This is a genomic window from Rhodanobacter fulvus Jip2, from assembly GCF_000264315.1.
Lineage (GTDB): Bacteria > Pseudomonadota > Gammaproteobacteria > Xanthomonadales > Rhodanobacteraceae > Rhodanobacter > Rhodanobacter fulvus.
In genome coordinates, this window is record NZ_AJXU01000083.1 from 1 (window position 1) to 22,375 (window position 22,375).

Below are 22,375 nucleotides of genomic sequence, written 5' to 3' on the forward strand. Positions count from 1 at the left end.
CGCTTTTGATCTTGAAATCAAAAGCGTTACCCCCTCCCAACCTCCCCCTGCTAGCAGGGGGAGGGGCCAAAAATAACCACCACTGAGGGATGACACCCATGCTCAAGATGACCCACCTGTCCAAGGTCTACCGCACCGAAGTGGTGGAGACCTATGCGTTGCGCGATTTCAACATCGACGTGAAAGAGGGCGAATTCGTGGCCGTGACCGGTCCGTCCGGCTCGGGCAAGACCACCTTCCTCACCATCGCCGGCCTGCTGGAAACTTTCAGCGGCGGCGAATACCACCTCGACGGCATCGAGGTGAGCAACCTCAACGACAACGCCCGCTCGAAGATCCGCAACGAGAAGATCGGCTTCATCTTCCAGGCGTTCAACCTGATCCCCGACCTCAACGTGTTCGACAACATCGAGGTGCCGCTGCGCTATCGCGGCATGAAGGCGGCCGAGCGCAAGCAGCGGATCATGGAGTCGCTGGAGCGCGTGGGCCTGGCCTCGCGTGCCAAGCACTACCCGGCCGAACTCTCCGGCGGCCAGCAGCAGCGCGTGGCCATCGCCCGCGCACTCGCCGGCTCGCCGCGCCTGCTGCTGGCGGATGAGCCCACCGGCAACCTGGATACGCAAATGGCGCGCAGCGTGCTGGAGCTGCTGGAAGACATCCACCGCGAAGGCGCCACCATCGTGATGGTCACGCACGACCCGGAACTGGCCGCACGCGCCCAGCGCAACGTGCACATCATCGACGGCCAGGTGGTGGAACTGTCGGAAGACCCGCGTTTTCACCCCGCCCAGGTCGCCACCGGCGAAGCCCGCGGCTGAGCGGCCGGGATTCGTGATTGGGAATTCGGGATTCGCAAAAGCCACAGCTCGCGCGTCCACCGCTTTTCCGAATCCCGAATCCCAAATCCCCAATCCCAGGTCTTGAGCATGTTCGCCTACTACTTCCAACTCGGTCTTCGCAGCCTGCGCCGCAACCCGGCGCTGACGGCGTTGATGGTGATGGCGATCGGGTTTGGCGTGGCGGCGTCGATGACCACGTATGCCGTCTTTCGTGCGGTGTCCGGCAACCCGATTCCTGGCAAATCCGCGCAATTGTTCACGCCGCTGGTGGACAACTGGGGGCCGCAGCAAAACCTCCAGGGCGAGCCGCCGGATGCATTGGATTACGTGGATGCCATGGCGCTGATGCGCGCGCAGCAAGCGAAGCGCCAGACCCTGTTGTACCAGGTGCAGATGTCGGTGTTGCCGGGCGGTGATCGTGATCTGCCTGTTTCGGCGAACGGTTACGCCGTCTACGGCGATTTCTTTCCGATGTTCGACGTGCCGTTCCAGTATGGCAGCGGCTGGAGCGCCCAGGATGACGAGGCGCGCAGTTCCGACGTGGTGATCAGCGCGCAGCTCAACCAGAAACTGTTCGGCGGCGTGAACAGCGTGGGTCGCACGGTCAACTTCAGCGGCCACGACTATCGCGTGGTGGGGGTGACGCGACCATGGGACCCCAAGCCACGCTTTTTCGACCTGTTCAATACCACCGGCTTCAAGGATGCCTCGGATTTCTACATGCCGTTCACTCGCGCACAGGACCTGCAGATGCGCAGCAATGGCGGCAACAGCTGTCGGGGCAGCCTGACCTTTACCGGTTGGGAAGACTATCGGCAGAGCAACTGCGTGTGGATCACCGCGTGGGTGGAACTGGACAGCGCCGCCGCCGTGGCGCGCTACCGGCGTTTTCTCGAAGGGTATGCCAGCGATCAGCAAAAGGCCGGACGCTTTGCGTGGTCCCCCAACGTGCGGTTGTACGACGTGATGCAGTGGCTCGACGTCCGCCGGGTGGTGCCACCGGAAAGCCGCATCTCGCTGCTGGTGGCGCTGGGCTTCTTCGCGATCTGCCTGGTCAACACCATCGGTCTGTTGCTGGCCAAGTTCCTGCGCCGTGCCGGGGAGATTGGCGTGCGTCGCGCGTTGGGAGCGTCGCGTCGCGAAATCTACGCGCAATATTTGATTGAGGCGGGCACGGTCGGTCTGGCCGGCGGCGTGCTCGGGTTGCTCCTGACCGCAGCCGGCGTGGCCGGCGTCGGCGTGCTGTTTCCGCCGCAGATCGCAAAGCTGGCGCAACTCGATATGTCGCTGGTGGGGTTGACCTTGCTGGTGGCGATCATCGCCACCGTACTGGCGGCGTTCTACCCGGCCTGGCGCGCGGCGCGCGTGCAGCCGGCGTGGCAATTGAAGAGCAACTGAGGGATGACGATGAGCCTTCAGATCAAACCCATCCTGGTCGCGCTGCGGCGGCACAAGGCAGGCACCTTGCTGATCGCGGTGCAGATCGCGCTGACCCTGGCGATCGTCTGCAATGCGTTGTTCATCATCCACCAGCGCCTGGCCACCCTGTCCGAACGCAGCGGCGTGGACGAGGCCAATGTGTTCGTGATCGCCAACCAGTGGGCGGTCGACTGGACAACCCAGCAGATCGACGCCCAGGTACGAGCCGACATGCTCGCGCTGCGCCAGCTGCCCGGCGTGCGCAATGCCGCCCCGTCCACCGGTTATCCGCTGCAGGGTGGCGGCTGGGACAACTTCATCACGATGACGCCCGACCAGATCAAGCCCACCACCGACTCGGCGGTGTACATGGGTGACGAACACCTGCTCGATACGTTGGGCTTGCGGTTGGTCGCGGGGCGAAATTTCCATTCCGACGAGGTGCTCGTGATGGGCACCCAGCAGGCGCTCGTTCCGCCGCAGGTGATCGTGAGCAAGGCGTTGGCCCATCGGCTTTTCCCCGACGGCTCGGCATTGGGCAAAAGCTTCTACGCGATGGCTGCCTCGCCCAGCACCATCATCGGCATCGTCGATCCGCTTCACCGGCAGGGTGCATCGCCATGGGACAAGCTGCACGCCGGGCAGTCGCTGATATGGCCGGCACGACCGGACGACGCGCGCGGCGTGTTCTACATCGTGCGCGCGAAACCGGGCCAGCTTGCTGCTGCGATGCGGGAGGCACCCAAGGCGCTGTACGCGCAGAGCCGCCTGCGCATCATCGACCCGAAGGACGGCATCCAGGATTACGCGCAGATCCGCCACCGTGTCTTCGACAGCGACCGCGGCATGGCCATCCTGATGGGCATCATCAGCGCGGTGCTGCTGGCGATTACCGCGGCAGGCATCGTGGGCCTGACCAGCTTCTGGGTCGGCCAGCGGCGCAAGCAGATCGGCATACGCCGCGCACTGGGCGCCACGCGCGGCGACATCCTCGGCTACTTCCTCACCGAAAACCTGCTGATCGGCATCGGCGGCGTGCTGGCGGGCGTGGTGCTGGCGTTCGGCATCAACCTGTGGATGGTGAGCCAGTTCGAAACGGCGCGGTTGTCGCTGGCGTATGTGGCCAGCGGTGTCGTGTTGTTGCTGCTGCTGGGGCAGGGCGCGGTGCTGGCGCCGGCCGTGCGCGCCTCGCACGTGTCGCCGGTGGAGGCCACGCGTTCGGTGTGACGTTTTTCTCCCTCCCCTGCAAGGCAGGGGAGGGCTGGGGAGGGGACTTTTGATCCTGACGTCAAAAGCTTTACCCCCCTCCCAACCTCCCCCTGCGTTGCAGGGGGAGGGGCCACTTCTTCTGGAGCATTCGGAATGTTTGCCTACTACCTCGAACTGGCCCTGCGCAGCCTGAAACGAAGTCCCGGCCTCACCGTGCTGATGGTGCTGGCGATCGGCTTCGGCGTGGCCGCGTCGATGACGACGTACTCGGTGTTTCGCGCCGTTTCCGGCGATCCGATCCCGTGGAAATCGGCGCAGTTGTTCGTGCCCCAGATCGACAACTGGGGTCCGAAGAACGGTACCGACGACGGCGAGCCGCCGAATGCGATGGACTATCTCGATGCCACCACGCTGATGCGCGACCATCGTGCCAAACGGCAATCGGCGATGTATCAGATCTCCCCCTCGGTGGTGCCCGCGCAGGCCGGCAAGCATCCGCTCAACGTCACCGGCCATGCGGTTTACAGCGAGTTCTTCCCGATGCTGGACGTGCCGTTTCTCTACGGCAACGGCTGGAGCGCGCAGGACGATGCGCAGCGCGCCGCGGTGGCGGTGATCAGCAGCAAGCTCAACGAGAAGCTGTTCGGCAACGTCGACAGCGTGGGCCGTACGGTGAACATCGAAGGCCGCGATTACCGCGTGGTCGGCGTGCTCGATCACTGGAATCCGCAGCCACGCTTCTACGACGTGACGAACACGGGCGGCTTCAGCGAAAACGTCGAGGACGTCTTCCTGCCGTTCGAGCGCGCGATCTCGGTGGGCCTGCCCAACAACGGCAACACCAACTGCAACGCCACGCCGAAGGAGTCCGGTTTCGTGGGGCTGCAGCATTCGGAATGCGTGTGGATCGCCTACATGGCCGAGCTGGACGATGCGGCGGCGGTCACCGCGTATCGCCAGTACCTGGACGCGTATGCGAAAAACCAGCAGAAGGCCGGCCGTTTCGGCTGGGCGCCCAACAACCGCTTGCGCAACCTGCCCGATTATCTGGAACAACAGCAGGTGGTGCCGCGCGATACCAAGGTGTCGCTGCTGGTGGCGCTGGGTCTGCTGCTGGTGTGCCTGGTCAATACCGTGGGCCTGCTGCTGGCCAAGTTCCTGCGCCGCAGCGGCGAGATCGGCGTGCGCCGCGCGCTGGGTGCGCCGCGCAAGGCGATCTACCTGCAGTTTCTCACCGAGGCCGGCATGGTCGGTGCGGCCGGCGGCGTGCTGGGTCTGCTGCTGACCGGCGTGGGTGTGGCCAGCGTGGGCCTGGTGCTGCCCAAGAGCATTTCCGACCTGGCCCGGCTCGATCTTTCGCTGCTGGCGATCACGCTGCTGGTGGCCGTGCTGGCGACCTTGCTGGCCGGGCTTTACCCCACCTTCCGTGCGTCGCGTGTGCAGCCCGCGTGGCAATTGAAAAGCAACTGAGGATCGACCGATGACCTTGCATCCCATCCTCGCCGCTCTGCGCAAGCACAAGGCGGGTGTCGTGCTGATCGCCATGCAGATCGCGCTGACCCTGGCGATCGTCTGCAATGCGGTGTTCATCATCGGCCAGCGCATCGAGCGGGTGAACCGCCCGACCGGGCTGGACGAGAGCAACCTGTTCCTGATCACCCAGCAGTGGGTGGACGCGCCCGGCGAGGACACGCCCGGTGGCGTGGACAAGCTCGATGCCATGCAGCTCGAAGATCTCGCGGCGTTGCGCCAAGTGCCCGACGTGGTGTCGGTGGCGCCGATCAATTCGATGCCGCTGCTCGACTCGTCGTGGAACGGCGCCATTGCCAGCAAGCCCGGTGACACGCAATTCCGAGGCAAAAGCGTTACCCGCACCACGTACTACTTCAGCGATGACCAGATGCTGCCCACGCTCGGCGTGCGGCTGGTGGCCGGGCGCGCGTTCAATGCCGGCGATGTCGGGCACCAGGGATTTCGTGACCAGCGTGATCCGGACATCGTGATCCTGACCAAGGCGCTTGCCGACAAATTGTTCCCCAATGGCGCCGTGGGCAAGGCCGTTTACCTCAACGGCGGCAACAAGCCGGTCACCGTGATCGGCGTGGTCGAGCGCATGCAGGTGCCGTATGCCGGCGGCGGCGACGAGGTGGCGTGGAACTCCACCCTGATACCCACCCGGCTCAACGCCAACTTCGCCCGCTACGCGGTACGCACCAAGCCGGGCCGCCTGGACGACGTGATGCGCGCAGTGACGCCGGCGCTGTACAAGGTCAACCCGATGCGCGTGCTCGACGACGACAGCGTGCGCTCGTTCACCGAGATCCGCGACAAGGCCTATCGCGCCGATCTGGGCATGGCGATCCTGATGGGCGTGGTGTGCCTGATCCTGCTATGCGTCACCGCCGCCGGCATCGTCGGCCTGACCAGCTTCTGGGTCGGCCAGCGCCACCGGCAGATCGGCGTGCGCCGCGCGCTGGGAGCACGCAAGATCGACATCCTGCATTACTTCCAGATCGAAAACCTGCTGATCGCCGGCAGCGGCGTGGTGATCGGTGTGCTGTTGGCGGTGGGACTGAACCAGTGGCTGATGAGCCACTACGAGATGACCCGCATCCCGATCCTGTACGTGCTCACCGGCGTGCTGGCGATGCTGGCGATCGGCCAGGCCGCGGTGTTCGTGCCCGCGCGGCGCGCGTCGAATGTGCCGCCCGTGGTCGCCACCCGCGCAGTGTGACGCTTTCAACTCCCTCCCCTGCTCTGCAGGGGAGGGCTGGGGAGGGGTGCTTTTGCTGTTGAAGTCAAAAGCTGCCCCCCTCCCAACCTCCTCCTGCAAGCAGGGGGAGGGGCCATCAACAGAGTGAGCGGAATGTTTGCCTATTACCTCGACCTCGCCTTGCGCAGCCTGCGCCGAAACAAGGCACTCACCGCGCTGATGGTGCTGGCGATCGCGTTGGGTATCGGCGCGTCGATGACCACGCTTACGGTGTTGCATGTGTTGTCGGGTGATCCGCTGCCGGGGCGCAGCGGCAGCTTGTATTACCCGCAGATGGACCCGCGCGATATGGATGGCTACAAGCCGCAGGATGATCCGCCGGAGCAGGTCACCTGGATCGATGGCATGGCCTTGCTGCATGCCAAACGTGCCCGCTACCAGGCCTTGATGACCGGCGGCGCCGTGCCGATCCAGCCGGCGAACTCCGCGATCGATCCGTTCTTCGAGGACGCGCGCTACACCTCCGCCGATTTCTTTCCGATGTTCGACGTGCCTTTTCTTTTCGGGCATGGCTGGAACGCCGCTGACGATGGCGCCAGCGCGCACGTGGTCGTGCTGAGTCGAAAGCTCAACGACAAGCTGTTCGGCGGCAAGGACAGCACCGGGCAGATGTTGCGCGTCGACGACATGGCGTTTCGCATCGTGGGCGTGCTGGACAGCTGGCGACCCACACCGCATTTCTACGACCTCTACACCGGCAGCTATTCGTCCGAAGAGGGCGTGTTCGTTCCGCTGACGACCGCCACGGACATGAAGTTCACCCACAACGGTTCGAACGATTGCTGGGGCAAGGGCCAGAGCGACAACATGAAAACCGCCACCTGCACCTGGCTGCAGTTGTGGGTGCAACTGGACACACCAGCCGAGGCCGCCGCGTATCGCAAATTCCTGCTGAATTACTCAAGCGAGCAGAAAGCGCTGGGCCGTTTCCAGCGTCCGCCCAACGTGCGTCTGCCCGATGTGATGGGCTGGCTGGACTACAACAAGGTGGTGCCCAGCGACGTGCACCTGCAGGTGTGGCTGGCGTTCGGCTTCCTGCTGGTGTGCCTGGTCAACACGGTCGGGTTGATGCTGGCCAAATTCCTGCGCCGCTCGGGCGAGCTCGGCATACGCCGCGCACTGGGTGCTTCGCGCCGTTCGCTGTTTGCGCAACTGCTGACCGAAGCCGGGGTGGTCGGCCTGGTCGGTGGTAGCGGCGGCCTGCTGCTGGCGCTGCTCGGTCTGTGGCTGGTGCGCAGGCAACCGTCGGATTACGCCGCATTGGCGTATCTGGATTTGCCGATGTTGCTGGCGACGTTCGCCGCTGCCGTCGTGGCCACCTTGCTGGCCGGTCTGCTGCCTGCCTGGCGGGCCTGCCTGATCCCGCCTGCGTTGCAACTGAAGAGCAACTGACATGGATATCCGCCCCATCTTCTCCACCTTGCGCCGGCACAAGATCACCTCGCTGCTGCTGGTGCTGGAGATCGCGCTGACGTGCGCCATCGTCTGCAATGCGGTGTTCCTGATCAGCCAGCGCCTGCAGCGCACCGAGATGGTCAGCGGCGTGGCCGAGCATGAACTGGTGCAGATCCATGTCGCCAACATCGGCAAACCGGCCGACGCCAGGGCGCGTGCGCAGGAAGACCTGGCGCTGCTGCGACGGATTCCCGGCGTCACCGCCGCGGCGCTGCTCAACCAGGTGCCATTCACCAACAGCTCGTCGAATACCGGCATCAAGCTGGATCCGACGCAAAAGCTGCACACGCTCAGCGCCACCATGTACATGGGTGAAGGCGTGATCGACACCCTTGGCGCACGGCTGGTGGCCGGGCGTGATTTCAATGCCGACGAATACATGGACTTCGACGCCATGCGTAGCGATCCCGACCTGCAGAGCAAGGTGGGTTCGGTGGTGATCACGCAAGCGCTGGGCGAACGGTTGTGGCCCGGCGAGAGTGCGCTGGGCAAGAACATCTATCTCGGTGAAACCTCGGTGCGCGTTATCGGCGTGGTGCAGTCGCTGATCCGGCCATCGCTGTTCAGGGGTGACGACTCGGCGCAGTGGACGATGGTCTTCCCGCTGCGCATGAGCGCTGCCAGCGCCACGCGCTATGTGCTGCGCACGGCACCCGGGCAACGCGAGAGCGTAATGGCGGCCGCCGGCAAGGTGCTGCGCGAGAACGACCCGCGCCGCATCATCCTCGACACGAAAACGCTGGACGACATCCGCAGCCACTTCTTCCAGAACGATCGCGCCATGGCCGGTATCCTGGTCGGCGTCATCATCGCGCTGCTCGTAGTCACCGCGCTGGGCATCGTCGGCCTCGCCAGTTTCTGGGTGGCACAGCGCCGCCGCACCATCGGCGTACGCCGCGCGCTGGGCGCCACCCGCCGCAACATCCTCCACTACTTCCAGACCGAGAACTTCCTGCTCGCCACCATCGGCATCGTGCTGGGCATGGTGCTGGCCTACGGCATCAACCTGTTCCTGATGGCGCACTACGAATTGCCACGATTGCCGGCCGTCTATTTCCCGGTGGGCGCAGTAGCGTTGTGGGTGATCGGCCAACTAGCGGTACTGGGTCCTGCGCTGCGCGCCGCCGCGGTGCCGCCGGTGGTGGCGACGCGGTCGGTGTGATTTTTTGCCGGGATTCGGGAGACGGGATTGGGGATTCGGAAGAGCAAAGGCTCGCCGTGTCGCCGCTTTTCCGAATCCCGAATCTCCAATCCCAAATCCCGCTCCGAAGGAGCAAACATGTTCACCTACTACCTCGACCTCGCCCTGCGCAGCCTCAAGCGCAACAAGGTCCTCACCGCGCTGATGGTGCTTGCGATTGCGGTGGGCATCGGCGCCAGCATGACCACGCTTACCGTGGTGCACCTGTTGTCCGGCGACCCGATACCGGGCAAGAGCAGCGTGCTGTATTTCCCGCAGCTTGATCCCGAGAACCCTGCCCGAGCGGATCACACCGAGCCCTATGCCGTGATGGACTACCGCTCGGCTGTGGATCTGTGGAGCGCGCACCGCGCCGATCGCCAGGCCATCCTCACCAGCAGTTCCGTGAAGGTGCGTGCAGCGGAAACCGGTCGACCACCGCTGATGCTGGGCCTGCTTTCCACCTCCTCGGATTTCTTCCCGATGTTCCAGGTGCCGTTCCAGTACGGTTCCGGCTGGAGCGCGGAAGACGACGCCCGCCACGCACGCGTGGCCGTGATCTCGCACGACCTGAACGACAAGCTGTTCGGCGGCGCCAACAGCGTGGGCCGCAGCCTGCGGGTGCGCGACACCGACGTACGCATCGTGGGCGTACTCAAACCATGGCGACCCACGCCGCTGTTCTACGACCCGTGGCCCCAGAACTTCAGCAAGACCGAAGACGTGTTCGCGCCCTTTACCAGCAGCATGGAAATCAACGAGGGCAATTTCCTGCCCTACACCTGCTGGCATGTGCCGGAGGATACGCACCACCTGCAGAACGCGGATTGCGTGTGGGTGTGGTTGTGGGCGGAGCTGGACAGCCCGGCCAAGGCGGCGGCCTACGCGCGCTTCGTGGCCGATTACGCGGAGCAGCAGAAGGCGATGGGGCGATTCGCAACGGGCAGGGAACATGTGCGGGTGCGTGATGTGATGACGATGCTGACCGCACGCGGCATGGTGCCGGGCGATGTACGACTGCAGGCATGGCTGGCGTCGGCTTTCCTAGCCATCTGTCTGTTCAACGCGGTGGGCTTGCTGCTGGCAAAATTCCTGCGCCGCAGCGGCGAGATCGGCGTGCGCCGCGCGCTCGGCGCGAGCCGTCGTGCGATTTTTGCGCAGTGCCTGGTGGAAGCCGGCGTGATCGGTCTGCTGGGTGGGTTCTTCGGCTGGCTGCTGACGCTGGCGGGCTTGTGGCTGGTACGGCAGCAACCGGTGGATTACGCCCATCTCGCGCATCTGGACACCGGCATGTTCCTGGCCACCTTCGTCATGGCGATAGCGGCGAGCCTGCTGGCCGGGGTGATACCCGCGCTGCGTGCCAGCCGCGTGGTGCCCGCCTGGCAACTCAAGGCGCTGTGAGGAGGATGACCATGCAGATTCGACCCATACTCGCCGCCTTGCGTCGCCATCGGCTCGCCACGCTGCTGATCGCCATGGAAGTTGCGCTGGCTTGCGCCGTGCTGTGCAACGCGTGTTTCCTGGTGGTGCAGCGCTGGAAGCTGATCCAGATCCACAGCGGTGTCGACGAAAGCGCGCTGGCGGTGCTGACGGTCAATGGCTTCGATCCCAGCCAGGCAGCGGACGTCAATGCGCGCATGCTGACCGGCTTGCGCAGCATCCCGGGCATGCAGTCGGTCACCGTGATCAATCAGGTGCCGTTCGGTCCGCAGGCCGGCGCCGCCGGCGTCTCGCACGACCCTGGCAGTTTCAAGAACACGATCGGCGTGGTGGATTTCGTGCTGGGCGGGCCGGGCACGTACGAGGCGCTGGGCCTGAAGCTGGTCGAGGGGCGCCTGCCGCAGGCGGACGACTATCGCCCTGCCACCAATTTCGCGCCGCCGGATGCGCAGGTGCTGGTCAGCCGCGCGCTGGCGGATCACGCCTGGCCGGGGGAAAGCCCGCTGGGCAAGGATTTCTGGTGCGACAAGCTGCACTTCCGCGTGATGGGTGTGGTCGATCACCTGGCACGCGCGCATCCGCATGATTGGGGCACGCAGGCAACGGAGTGGACGGTGTTCACGCCGACGCTGCCGGGAGGCTCGCTGGCCGGCACGTATCTGCTGCGTGCCAACCCGCACGATCTGCCACGCGTGTTGCACGAGGCGCGCGACGCCGTGGCGAAGATTGCCCCCCATGTGGTGCTGGATCAGGAAAACAGCCAGACCATCGGCGACCTGCGCGCGGATTACTTCAAGTCCGACCGCATCATGATCGACCTTTTGATCGGCGTGATCGTCACCATGCTCGGCGTCACCGCGCTGGGCATCGTCGGCCTGGCCAGCTTCTGGGTGCAGCAGCGGCGCCGCCAGATCGGCATCCGCCGCGCCATCGGCGCCACCCGCACCGACATCCTGCGTTACTTCCAGACCGAGAATTTCCTGATCGTCACCGGCGGCATCGTGCTGGGCATGGCGCTGGCCTACGCGCTGAACCTGCTGCTGATGCAGCACTACGAACTGCCACGCCTGCCGGTCTACTACCTGCCGATCGGTGCGTTGGTGCTGTGGGGGCTGGGGCAGCTTGCCGTGCTCGGGCCGGCGCTGCGCGCGGCGGCCGTGCCGCCGGTGGTGGCAACGCGGAGCGTATGACCCCGGCGGCTTCCCACGACTCCTCTTACCTACGCAACCTCCAAGGCTACTCATGAAATCGTTCCCTATCGTGTGCCTGTGCCTAGCGACAATCTTGCAATGCACGATGGCTCCGGCGGCAGCGTCCGCCCGCGAGTCGACGCCTTCGGCCGACGCCGAAGCGCAGACGATGACGCGCGACGAAGTTACCCGCATCATCGACAACACGCGCCGCATCGTTTCACCCAACGGCGTGGACGAACGCCTCAAGCTGCGCATCGGCGGCATCGACCAGTGGGTGTCGATCCGTGGGCGCGACCGTCGCAATCCGATCCTGCTGTTCCTCCACGGCGGCCCGGCGTCGGTGGTCATGCCGGTCAGCTACACCTTCCAGTCGCCGTGGGAGGACTACTTCACCGTCGTGCAATGGGACCAGCGTGGCGCCGGCAAGACCTATGCGGCCAATACGGAAGCGCAGATGTCGCCGGGCATGACCGTCGCCGGCATGACCGATGACGCCGCGCAGCTGGTGCAGTACCTGCGCAAGCACTACGACAAGCAGAAGATTTTCCTGCTCGGCCATTCCTGGGGCACCGTGCTGGGCACGCGGCTGGCGCAGCAACATCCGGACTGGTTCTACGCCTATATCGGCGTGGGGCAGGTGGTGAATGTTCGCAGGAACGAGGAGATCGGTTTCGCCTTCGCCCTGCGCAAGGCGAAGGCCGACCACAACCAGACGGCCGTGCGCGAACTGGAGGCGCTGATGCCCTATCCGGGTACGGGATCCATGACGATCCAGCGCATCGGCACGCGCAGCAAGTGGGAGGCCTACTACGGCGGCCTGGCCTATGGCCGCAAGGACTTCTCCCACGACGCCGACGCCGGAGCCCTGTCGCCCGATTACAGCCAGGCTGAGCTCGCTGCGATCGGCAAGGGCAGCCTGTACACGCTCAATCACCTGCTGCAGCCGCTGCTCAGCCTGAATCTCGACAACGTGACAGCATTCCGCTGCCCGGTGATCCTGTTCGTCGGACAACACGATTACACCACCTCGCACGAACTGGCCGAGCAATGGTTCGAGCGCATCCAGGCGCCGTCGAAGCATCTGGTGCTGTTCGCGGAATCGGCGCACATGGTCATGCAGGATCAACCAGGCCGATTCCTGATGCACCTGGTGACGGATGCGTTGCCGCTTGCCCAGAAGGTCGGCGATGCGGCACCGGCGGAAATCACCCGCGGCGATTGATCGACCACGCTCCCGTTAGTCGGCCTATTCGAGGGGAATGGAATGTTTGCTTACTACATGGACCTGGCGCTGCGCAGCCTGAAGCGCAACCCGGTGCTCACCGCGCTGATGGTGCTGGCGATCGGGCTGGGTATTGGCGCCAGCATGACGATGATCACCGTGTTGCACGTGATGACCAACGACCCGCTGCCGGAACGCAGTACGCATCTCTATACGCCGCACCTTGACCCGCTGCCGCTGGATTACTCGCACGGCGGCAGCGGCATCGATCCTTCCGACAACCTCACCTGGCCCGACGCGATGTCGCTGTTGCGCGCGCACCGCGGCGTGCACCAGGCGGCGATGGCGGGCGGCACCTTGCTGGCGCTGCCGGTCCAGTCTGGATTGCAGGCGCTTTACGCCGCCGGGCGCTACACCACGGCGGACTTCTTCGCGCTCTTCGGCGTGCCGTTCGAGTACGGCGCCGGCTGGAGCGCGGCGGACGATACGGCCGGTGCCCGCGTGGTCGTGCTGTCGGACGAATTGGCGCGCAAGCTGTTCGGTCGCGCCGACGTGGTGGGTCGCACGGCACGACTCGGCGAGCTGGACTACCGCGTGGTCGGCGTGGTTACCCGGTGGGATCCAGCGCCTCAGTTCTACGCGGACAGCACCGGTTCCCAGTTCAGTGACATCGATACCTTCTTCCTGCCGCTGTCGGTGGCGGTGAACGAGGACCTGCCGGTCAGTGGGAACGAGTCCGGCTGGGGCGACGACGAAAAGACAGGTTCGAGCAAGCGTGGCGCTGCCATGAGCTGGCTGCAGTTCTGGGTGCAGTTGGACACGCCGGCACAGGTGGCCGACTACCGCCAATACCTGATCAATTACTCGGCACAGCAGAAGGCGTTGGGCCGGTTCCAGCGTCCGCCCACGAACGCGACGCTGTTCGGCCTGATGGACTGGCTCGCACACCAGAACCTGGTACCCAACGACGTGCACCTGCAGCTGTGGCTCGCGCTGGGCTTTCTGTTCGTGTGCATGGTCAACATCGTGGCCCTGTTGCTGGCGAAATTCCTGCGCCGCAGCGGCGAGATCAGCGTGCGCCGGGCACTCGGGGCGCGACGGCGCGACATCTTCGTGCAGTTGGGCGTGGAGTCCGCGCTGATCGGCGTGGCCGGCGGTACGCTCGGCCTCGCAATCGCCCAGCTCGGCCTGTGGAGCGTGCGCCATCGGCCCGGCGATTACGCAAGAATCGCGCAGATGGATCCTTCCATGCTCGCCGGCACGTTCGTGCTGGCGGTGCTGGCCAGCGTGCTGGCCGGACTGCTGCCCGCATGGCGTGCCTGCCGGGTGGCGCCGGCTTTGCAACTCAAGGCGTCGTGAGGAGTTCCCATGCAGATTCTTCCCATCCTCTCCTCGTTGCGCCGGCACAGGCTTACCGCCGTACTGCTGGTACTGCAGGTGGCTTTCACCTGCGCCATCGTTTGCAACGTGGTCTTCCTCATCGTGCAGCGCGTACAGCGCGTGAGTGTCACCACCGGCATTGCCGAGAACGAGTTGTCGGTGATCCACAGCTCCGGCTATACCGCGCACGAAAATGCGCAGGCCCGGCATGCCACCGATCTGGCCGTGTTGCGCGCCATGCCTGGTGTGCGTTCGGTGGCGGCGGTGAGTTGGTCGCTGCCGCTGGACCAGAGCGACGATTCGTACGGGGTCTGCCCTGACGACGCGTCGAAGAAGCAGGCGATGGCGCGGCGTTCGGCAGACGGTACGAGTTGCGTGCAGCCGAGCATGTACGACGGCACCGAGGGCCTGATCGGCACGCTCGGCCTGCGGCTGGTCGCGGGACGCGACTTCACACCGGACGATTATGTGATCGGCAGCGTGCACAAGCCGGCGGTGGCGGTGATCACGCGCGCGCTGGCGCGGCGCCTGTACCCTGGCAAGGATCCGCTGGGTCAGTCGATGTACCTGGGTGATGCGGTGATCCGTGTGGTCGGGGTGGTCGACACTCTGTTGCGCCCCAATCTGCGCACGCCAGCCGTGGACGGTTACAGCGTGGTCTGGCCGCAGAAACCCGACGGGCGCACCGTGACCTACGTGCTGCGCAGCGCGCCGCGGGATCGCGCGCGGCTGCTCCGCGAAGGGCGCCAGGCACTGTTGGCGGCGAGTTCCAACCGCCTGGTCAACCCCGATCGGATGGAGCCATACACCGACATGCGTGCGCGCTTCTTCCAGCGCGACACGACCATGATCGGTCTGCTCATCGCCGCGGGGTTGGGCCTGATGTTCGTCACCGCGCTTGGCATCGCCGGCCTGGCCAATTTCTGGGTGCAGCAACGCACCCGCAGCATCGGCATCCGCCGCGCCATCGGTGCCACCCGCGGCGACATCCTGCGTTACTTCCAGACCGAGAATTTCCTCATCGTGGGCGCGGGCATCGTATTGGGCATGGCGCTGGCGTTCGGGTTGAACGCGGGATTGATGACGCATTACGAAGTGCCGCGATTGCCTTTGTTCTATCTGCCGATCGGCGCGCTGGCGCTATGGATGCTGGGCCAGCTCGCGGTACTGGGCCCCGCGCTGCGCGCGGCGGCGGTGCCGCCCGTCGTGGCGACGAGGTCGGTGTGATGGGCGGGGGATCCTGCCGGAATCGGGCGGTTCCGCCGGTCTTTATCGTGTTGAGGCATGCCGCGTTCACCAACGGAGCGATCGAATGATTCGATACAGCCTTGAGCTGGCCCTGCATGGGTTGCGGCGTTCTCCCAAGAGCACGGTGCTGGCGATCGTCACGGTGGCGCTGGGGCTGGCGGCCAGCATGACCACGCTGGCGTTGCTGCACCAGTTGTCGGCCGATCCATTGCCGGGTCGAAGCCAGAACCTGTACCTGGCGTGGGTGGATACGGTGCAGGCGAAACCCGATAGCTATGAATCGTTGAATGACGTGACGCATCCCGATTTCAAGCGCATCAAGATGGCCGATGCGCAGGCCTTGGTGCAGGAGCACCGGGCGGTGCGGCAGGCGGCGCTGGCTGGGCTGGATGCCGATGTGAGCACCACGGAGGGTGAGCATGTGCAGAAGGCGCAGTCGCTGCTGGGGACGACCAGTGAGCTCGTGCCCATGTTCGGCGTGGCGTTGCGCTATGGCCGAAACTGGAGCGCGGCAGAGGATGCGGCGCGTGCGCCGGTGGCGGTGATCGATGTGGATCTGGCGCAGAAGTTGTTCGGTACCGGGAACGTCGTGGGGCGCAGCATCCGGCTCGACAAGACCGTGTTCCGGGTGATCGGGGTCAGCACTCCATTCGCACCGCAGCCGCATTTTTTTGGACTGGATCGATGGGCTTTCAGTGATAGCGACCTGGAGAACGTGTTCGTGCCGTACACCGCAGCGCTGGACGCGGGTCTGATACCGGGCGGCTCCGACGGTTGTGACGACAAGACCAAACGCAGCCTTTTCGACGTCGATCCAGCACGCTGCGCGTGGCTGGCGTACTGGGTGGAACTGGATACGCCGCAGCAGGTCGCGGATTACCGTACTTATCTCGATCACTACGCCGCGCAACAACCGCGCCTGGCGGAACTGGCCAAGCCGGCGAAGGCGCAGCTGTTCGGTGTGTCGGAGTGGCTGGCGAAGCAGAACGTGATCCCCGACAACGCACGCATGAATGTATGGCTGGCCATGTCGTTCCTGCTGTTGTGCATGGCCAATGTGGCGGGCTTGCTGACCGCGAAGTTCCTGCGTCGCAGTGGCGAGATCGGCATTCGGCGCGCGCTCGGGGCACCCCGCCGTGTTGTCTTCATGCAGTACGTGCTGGAGGCCACCGCAGTCAGTGCGCTGGGTGGCGCGGTCGCGCTGCCGCTGACTTTGCTGGGTCTATGGATTGTGCGGTTGCAGGATCAGGGCTTTACCGATCTGGCACGGCTTGATCCGCTGATGTTTGCGGGCTTGTTCGCCCTGTCGCTTTTGGTGGGCGTGTTGGTGGGCGTGGTGCCGGCGTGGCGTGCATCCACGATCGAACCCGGTTTGCAGGTCAAGAGCGTCTGAGGGGGCTGATCATGTCCATGCGTATCCATCTATCCGTGTTGCGGCGGCACAGCCTGATGCCCGCACTTGTCGTGCTGCAGGTGGCGTTGGCCTGCGCGATTTTGTGCAATGTGCTGTTTCTGGTACAGCAGAAACTGGCGCCGCTGTTGGCGCCTAGCGGCGTCGCCACTGATGAACTAATCCTGGTCGATCGAATGGATTCACAAGCGCAACCATGGACGGCCGCCGAGGTGCGCCGTGGCGAGCAGGTGTTGCGCGAGGTACCTGGCGTGCGTGACGCATCGGCCGCATTCGGGCTACCGATGGTGCCGGGTGCCCTGATGGATATGGCCTTGCAGGGAGGCAACGGCGTGAAGATTGGCGTCAACGGCTATCTCGGCGCAGGCTTGGTGAAAACGCTGGGGCTGCAGCTGGTGGCCGGGCGGGATTTTCTGCCGGACGAATACCACGACTTTGGCTTGGATGGTGACGGCAGCCACGGATGGGATCCGGTGGCACAGCAACCGATCATCATCACCCGCGCGCTGGCGGATCAACTGTTCGACGATGGGCATGCGCTGGGCAAGTTGATGAGCGATCTCCACGATAACCAGGGAAATGGTCATGGTTATCGAGTGGTGGGCATCGTGCGGCACCTGCTGCGCAATCAGCTCGGCCTCGCCACCGACGGCCGTGCCGACAACACCGTCCTGCTGGCTCGGCGCATCGGCAGCACGTCGATCTTGAACTTTGCGGTGCGTGTCGATCCCTCGATGCACGACGCGGTGTTGAAGCGGGTCGCTGCGGCGATCCAGCGCGAGTTCGGCGCCAGGATGAAAGAAGGGGCCACCGCCCGCGTCAGCTTCTACAGCGAACGACGGGCACAAGCGTTCCAGCGTCAACGCGCGGCGCTGTGGCTCTTTGCCGGGGTAACCCTGGCGGTCGTCATCGTCACGGTGATCGGCATCATGGGACTCACCGGTTTCTGGGTGCAGAAACGCACGCGACAGATCGGCATCCGGCGGGCGCTGGGTGCGCGAAAGGTGGACATCCTGCGCTATTTCCTCGTCGAGAATCTGCTGATCGTGGGCGTCGGTATCGCTATCGGCATGCTGCTCGCCAGCCTGGGCAACCGGCTGCTGATGCGCCATTACGAGTTGGTGCACCTGCCCTGGACTTACCTGCCGTGGGGCGCGCTGGTGATGGTGATACTCAGCCAGCTTGCCGTGCTCGGCCCTGCGCTGCGCGCCTCGGCGGTACCGCCGGTAGTGGCGACGAGGTCGGTGTGATGGACACTCCAGACCTTTCCGCCATGCCGCCACGGAAATACCCGCCGACTGTCCGCCACCCGAAAGTCATGGCAACCTTCCCGGCCTCGGCGGCATCCATGACCGCATGTGCAGAAAATCTATGAGAACTGTCCTTATCATCGACGACAACCCGGCCGTGGGCGAGGCGCTGTCGCTGGCGTTGTCGCTGAACGAGATCAAGCCGTTGACCGCGCTCACGCCGGACGAGGGGCTAGCGTCGCTGGCGCGTGGTCAGGTGGATGTGGTGATCCAGGACATGAACTTCACCGCCGATACCACCTCGGGCGAGGAGGGCGTGGCGCTGTTCCGTGCCATCCGCGAGCGGCATCCGGATTTGCCGGTGATCCTGCTGACCGCGTGGACGCATCTGGAAACTGCGGTGGAACTGGTCAAGGCTGGCGCCGCCGATTACCTGGCCAAGCCGTGGGATGACAACAAGCTGCTGGCCACGGTGGAAAACCTGCTGGAGCTATCCGAATCCACCCGCGAGGTATCGCGCAGCCGGCGCGAGCGGCGTCAGCGCAGTGACCAGTTGCGGAAGAATTATCAGCTGGACGGGCTGGTGTTTGCCTCCGACGCGATGGCGCGCACGCTGGAGCTGGCCTGCCAGATCGCCCGGTCGGACGTGCCGGTGCTGATCACCGGTCCCAACGGCGCCGGCAAGGAGCGCATCGCCGCGATCGTGCATGCGAACTCCGCGGTGAAGCGCGGGCCGTTCATCGCGGTGAACTGCGGTGCGTTGCCCGGCGAGCTGATCGAGGCCGAACTGTTCGGCGCCGATGCCGGTGCCTATACCGGCGCCAACAAGGCGCGCGAAGGGCGCTTCGAGCTGGCCGATGGCGGCACCTTGTTCCTGGACGAGATCGGCAACCTGCCGTTGTCCGGCCAGGTGAAACTGCTGCGCGTGCTGGAAACCGGCCAGTACGAGCGGCTCGGGTCCGGGCGCACGCGGCAGGTGAAGGTGCGCGTGCTGTCGGCCACCAATGCCGACCTGAAGGCGATGGTGCGCGCGGGCACGTTCCGGGAGGACCTGTATTACCGGCTCAACGTGATCGAGGTGAACCTGCCGCCGCTCTCCGAGCGCAGCGACGATATCCTGCCGCTGGCCGAATTTTTCCTCGATGGCCGCGCCGAACTGGGCGATGCGGCGCGCGAACTGTTGCTCGGCTACCCGTGGCCGGGCAACGTGCGCGAGTTGAAAAACGCCATCGAGCGCGCCGCGCTGCTCTCGGGCGGCGGGCAAATCACGCCGGAGCTGCTCAACCTGCCGCAGCATGTCTCCAGCGCGGCGCGCAGCCTGGACGAGCCCAGCCGCGAAGTGGTGGAAAGCGCGTTGCACAAGGCCGACGGGGTGGTCAGTCGTGCAGCGCAGCAACTGGGCCTGTCGCGGCAGGCCCTGTACCGTCGCATGGAGCGCTATGGCCTGGCGTCGTCAAACTGAGATGCAGTGGCCTTGCCGCGCCGCGCGGGTCGTAGAAAGATGGACGCCGCCTTTCTCGGGGGAGAACTGTCATGCGATACGTAATGGCACCGCTGCCGGCACTGTTGCTGGGCGCGCTGGTCGCCCAGGCCGCTGTGACCCAACCATCCATCGGGCAAAAGTGGACGATTCCGTCAACGGAGTCGCCGGCCATCGACTACCGGGTCGGCTCGCCGCGGGTCGACGCGCCGCCACCCGGTCCGTTCGAGTTCGACGACCATCGCCCGCGCGGTCCGGTAGGCCAGCCGCCGCCGCGACCGAACGACCGCAACGTGGTGCTGGGCCTGGGCCTGCCCTGGACCGACGGCCGCCCACCGCTCGATTGCGCGCAGACGCCGATGGATGCCAAGTGCCATTGAGGGGTGTGATCTCTGTGGGAGCGACTTCAGTCTCGATGCCTTTCGGGCCAGGCAGAAGCATCGCGACTGAAGTCGCTCCCACAAGATGGAGTTCGCCATGTGGCGCTGGCTGACCTCGCTGCGGATGCGGCTGACCATCCTGCTGGTGGTGGCGGGCGTGGCGGGGGCGTTGATCTACGCCGGCGTCAGCCGCTGGCCCGTGCCGCAGGTACTGCACTGGCTGCGGACCCAGGAGGCGTTTTCGACGCATGCGTCGTCGGCCGGTGTCTATGGCGGCGTGCTGATCAGCCTGGTGGTGCTGCTGCCGCTGGCGCTCTGGCTGGCCGGCGTGGTGATGGCGCCGGTGAGCCGCCTGCTGCGCGCACTGGAAGGCGCGGTGGCCAGTTACCGCGACGGCGATTTCAGCTTCTCCATCGCCGCGAGCCGGCGCGATGAACTGGGCCAGTTGATCCGCATGCACAACGCGCTGGGCCAGACCCTGCGTGAGCAGCGCCAGCACCTGGTGCAGCGCGAACTGCTGCTGGACACCGTGGTGCAGAACACGCCGGTGGCGCTGGTGCTGACCGATGCGATCGGCCGCGTGGCGTACGCCAACATCGCCTCGCGCCACCTGTTCAACAACGGCCGCAGCCTGCAGGGGATGGATTTCTCGCAATTGCTGGCCGCCGGCCCCGACGCGCTGCGCCAAGCGGTGGAAAGCGGCGAGGATGCCCTGCTCAGCGTGGAGATGGATGGCGGCGAGGAAACCTTCCACCTTTCCCAGCGCGCGTTCCGGTTGCAGGGGCGACCCCACCGGCTGCAGTTGTTCCGCCGCATGACGCGCGAGCTGTCGCGGCAGGAAGTGGCGACCTGGAAGCGGGTGATCCGGGTGATCAGCCACGAGTTGAACAATTCGCTGGCGCCGATTTCCTCGCTGGCGCACTCGGGCGCCGAGCTGGCCCGTCGCGGCGATGTGGCGCGGCTGCCGGGCGTGTTCGCCACCATCGGCGAGCGCGCGAACCATCTGCACGGTTTCATCGCCGGCTACGCCAGCTTCGCCAAGTTGCCGGCGCCGCGGCTGGCGCCGGTGGAGTGGCCGCCCTTTCTTGATGCACTGGCCTTGCACTGCCGCTTTCGATTGCTGGCGGAAGCGCCGGAGCGGCCGGGCATCTTCGACGCGGTGCAGATCGAGCAGGTGCTGATCAACCTGATCAAGAACGCCCACGAAGCCGGCGGCGACGAGGACGAGGTGTCGCTCTCCATCACGCAGGCCGGCCGCGACCTGCGCATCGAGGTGGCCGATCGCGGCCCCGGCATGAGCGAAACCGTACTGGCGCAGGCGCTGCTGCCGTTCTATTCGACCAAGCGCGCGGGCACCGGCCTGGGCCTGGCGCTGGCGCGCGAAATCACCGAGGCGCACGGCGGCCGGGTGCTGCTGGCCAACCGCGAAGGCGGCGGTTTGCGGGTGACCTTGCTGTTGCCGCAGGCCACGCCGAGATAACCGCCGCGGCCCATGGCGCTCGCCTATACTCAAGGCTTCTTCAGGGGATGGAGCTTACGTCATGGGATTGGGACAACTGCTGGCGCTGGTCATTGTTTTTCTGGTGGTGGTCGGCATCGTCAAGCTGGTGCGCATCGTGCCGCAAGGCTACGAATGGACCGTGGAAACCTTCGGCAAATACACCCGCACGCTCACCCCGGGGCTGCATTTCCTGATCCCGATCTACCAGGCGGTCGGACGCAAGATCAACATGATGGAACAGGTGCTGGACGTGCCCTCGCAGGACGTCATCACCAAGGACAACGCCGTGGTGGGCGTGGACGGCGTGGTGTTCTATCAGGTGCTGGACGCGTCCAAGGCGGCGTACGAAGTCTCCAACCTGGAGCAGGCCACGCTGGCGCTGATCATGACCAACATCCGCACCGTGCTGGGCTCGATGGATCTGGACGAAAGCCTCAGCCAGCGCGACGCCATCAACGCCAAGCTGCTGCGCGTGGTGGATGAGGCCACCCACCCGTGGGGCGTGAAGGTCAACCGCATCGAGATCAAGGACATCGCCCCGCCGCGCGACCTGATCGACGCGATGGCGCGGCAGATGAAGGCCGAGCGCGAGAAGCGCGCCAACATCCTCGACGCCGAGGGCTTCCGCCAGGCGGCCATCCTGAAGGCCGAGGGCGAGAAGCAGTCGGTGATCCTGGCCGCCGAGGGCGAGAAGGAAGCCGCGTTCCGCATCGCCGAGGCGCGTGAGCGTTCGGCGGAGGCCGAAGCCAAGGCCACCACGATGGTGTCCGACGCGATCGAGGGCGGCAACGTCAATGCGCTGAATTACTTCGTGGCCAACAACTACGTCGATGCGCTGAAGGAAATGGCCAAATCTCCCAACCAGAAAATGCTGCTGCTGCCGATCGAGGCCACCGGCATCCTGGGCTCGCTGGCCGGTATTGCGGAGCTGGCGAAGGAATCGCTGGGGCAGCAGAAAGTCGTCGCGCAACCACCAGCACGCTGATGCTCTGCTC

General features: G+C 65.3%; 18 protein-coding genes. All 18 read left to right on the top strand.

Annotation, left to right across the window (positions count from 1 at the left end):
* Positions 1-98 precede the first annotated feature (98 nt).
* The 18 genes from UU9_RS16815 (at position 99) to UU9_RS16900 (ending at position 22,365) form a co-directional block, all read left to right on the top strand.
* Complete coding sequence (locus UU9_RS16815) at positions 99-818, top strand: ABC transporter ATP-binding protein (protein WP_007082969.1); 720 nt, start codon at positions 99-101, stop codon at positions 816-818.
* A 108-nt stretch (positions 819-926) separates the two neighbouring features.
* Positions 927-2,237, top strand: coding sequence for an ABC transporter permease (locus UU9_RS16820; RefSeq protein ID WP_007082970.1), 1,311 nt, complete (start codon positions 927-929; stop codon positions 2,235-2,237).
* A gap of 9 nt (positions 2,238-2,246) precedes the next feature.
* Positions 2,247-3,485 (top strand): ABC transporter permease, encoded by a 1,239-nt coding sequence (locus tag UU9_RS16825; protein ID WP_040671309.1) that lies wholly within the window; start codon positions 2,247-2,249, stop codon positions 3,483-3,485.
* Between the two features lie 135 nt (positions 3,486-3,620).
* Positions 3,621-4,937 (top strand): ABC transporter permease, encoded by a 1,317-nt coding sequence (locus tag UU9_RS16830; protein ID WP_007082972.1) that lies wholly within the window; start codon positions 3,621-3,623, stop codon positions 4,935-4,937.
* 10 nt (positions 4,938-4,947) lie between these two features.
* Positions 4,948-6,201, top strand: a complete 1,254-nt coding sequence (locus UU9_RS16835; RefSeq protein WP_007082973.1) for an ABC transporter permease — start codon at positions 4,948-4,950, stop codon at positions 6,199-6,201.
* A 132-nt stretch (positions 6,202-6,333) separates the two neighbouring features.
* The gene (locus tag UU9_RS16840) at positions 6,334-7,632 is read left to right on the top strand and encodes an ABC transporter permease (RefSeq protein WP_007082974.1); all 1,299 of its coding nucleotides are present in this window, start codon (positions 6,334-6,336) and stop codon (positions 7,630-7,632) included.
* A 1-nt stretch (position 7,633) separates the two neighbouring features.
* Positions 7,634-8,857, top strand: a complete 1,224-nt coding sequence (locus UU9_RS16845) for an ABC transporter permease (protein ID WP_007082975.1) — start codon at positions 7,634-7,636, stop codon at positions 8,855-8,857.
* A gap of 117 nt (positions 8,858-8,974) precedes the next feature.
* Positions 8,975-10,276 (top strand): ABC transporter permease, encoded by a 1,302-nt coding sequence (locus UU9_RS16850; RefSeq protein ID WP_007082976.1) that lies wholly within the window; start codon positions 8,975-8,977, stop codon positions 10,274-10,276.
* Positions 10,277-10,287: 11 nt separating this feature from the next.
* Complete coding sequence (locus UU9_RS16855) at positions 10,288-11,505, top strand: ABC transporter permease (RefSeq protein ID WP_007082977.1); 1,218 nt, start codon at positions 10,288-10,290, stop codon at positions 11,503-11,505.
* Between the two features lie 169 nt (positions 11,506-11,674).
* Positions 11,675-12,730: an alpha/beta fold hydrolase gene (locus UU9_RS16860; RefSeq protein ID WP_237710318.1), complete on the top strand. Its 1,056-nt coding sequence runs from the start codon at positions 11,675-11,677 to the stop codon at positions 12,728-12,730.
* A 42-nt stretch (positions 12,731-12,772) separates the two neighbouring features.
* Complete coding sequence (locus UU9_RS16865; protein WP_007082979.1) at positions 12,773-14,089, top strand: ABC transporter permease; 1,317 nt, start codon at positions 12,773-12,775, stop codon at positions 14,087-14,089.
* Positions 14,090-14,098: 9 nt separating this feature from the next.
* Positions 14,099-15,337: an ABC transporter permease gene (locus UU9_RS16870; RefSeq protein ID WP_007082980.1), complete on the top strand. Its 1,239-nt coding sequence runs from the start codon at positions 14,099-14,101 to the stop codon at positions 15,335-15,337.
* Between the two features lie 85 nt (positions 15,338-15,422).
* On the top strand, positions 15,423-16,751 hold the full coding sequence (locus UU9_RS16875; protein ID WP_007082981.1) for an ABC transporter permease: 1,329 nt from the start codon (positions 15,423-15,425) through the stop codon (positions 16,749-16,751).
* A gap of 11 nt (positions 16,752-16,762) precedes the next feature.
* Positions 16,763-18,019, top strand: coding sequence for an ABC transporter permease (locus tag UU9_RS16880; protein WP_040671305.1), 1,257 nt, complete (start codon positions 16,763-16,765; stop codon positions 18,017-18,019).
* Positions 18,020-18,140: 121 nt separating this feature from the next.
* Positions 18,141-19,481: a sigma-54-dependent transcriptional regulator gene (locus tag UU9_RS16885; protein WP_007082983.1), complete on the top strand. Its 1,341-nt coding sequence runs from the start codon at positions 18,141-18,143 to the stop codon at positions 19,479-19,481.
* Positions 19,482-19,552: 71 nt separating this feature from the next.
* Entirely contained in the window at positions 19,553-19,879 is a 327-nt protein-coding gene (locus UU9_RS16890) for a hypothetical protein (RefSeq protein ID WP_040671306.1), read from the top strand.
* Between the two features lie 97 nt (positions 19,880-19,976).
* Positions 19,977-21,359, top strand: coding sequence for a sensor histidine kinase (locus tag UU9_RS16895; RefSeq protein WP_007082985.1), 1,383 nt, complete (start codon positions 19,977-19,979; stop codon positions 21,357-21,359).
* 61 nt (positions 21,360-21,420) lie between these two features.
* Positions 21,421-22,365, top strand: coding sequence for an SPFH domain-containing protein (locus tag UU9_RS16900; RefSeq protein ID WP_007082986.1), 945 nt, complete (start codon positions 21,421-21,423; stop codon positions 22,363-22,365).
* Positions 22,366-22,375: the final 10 nt, after the last annotated feature.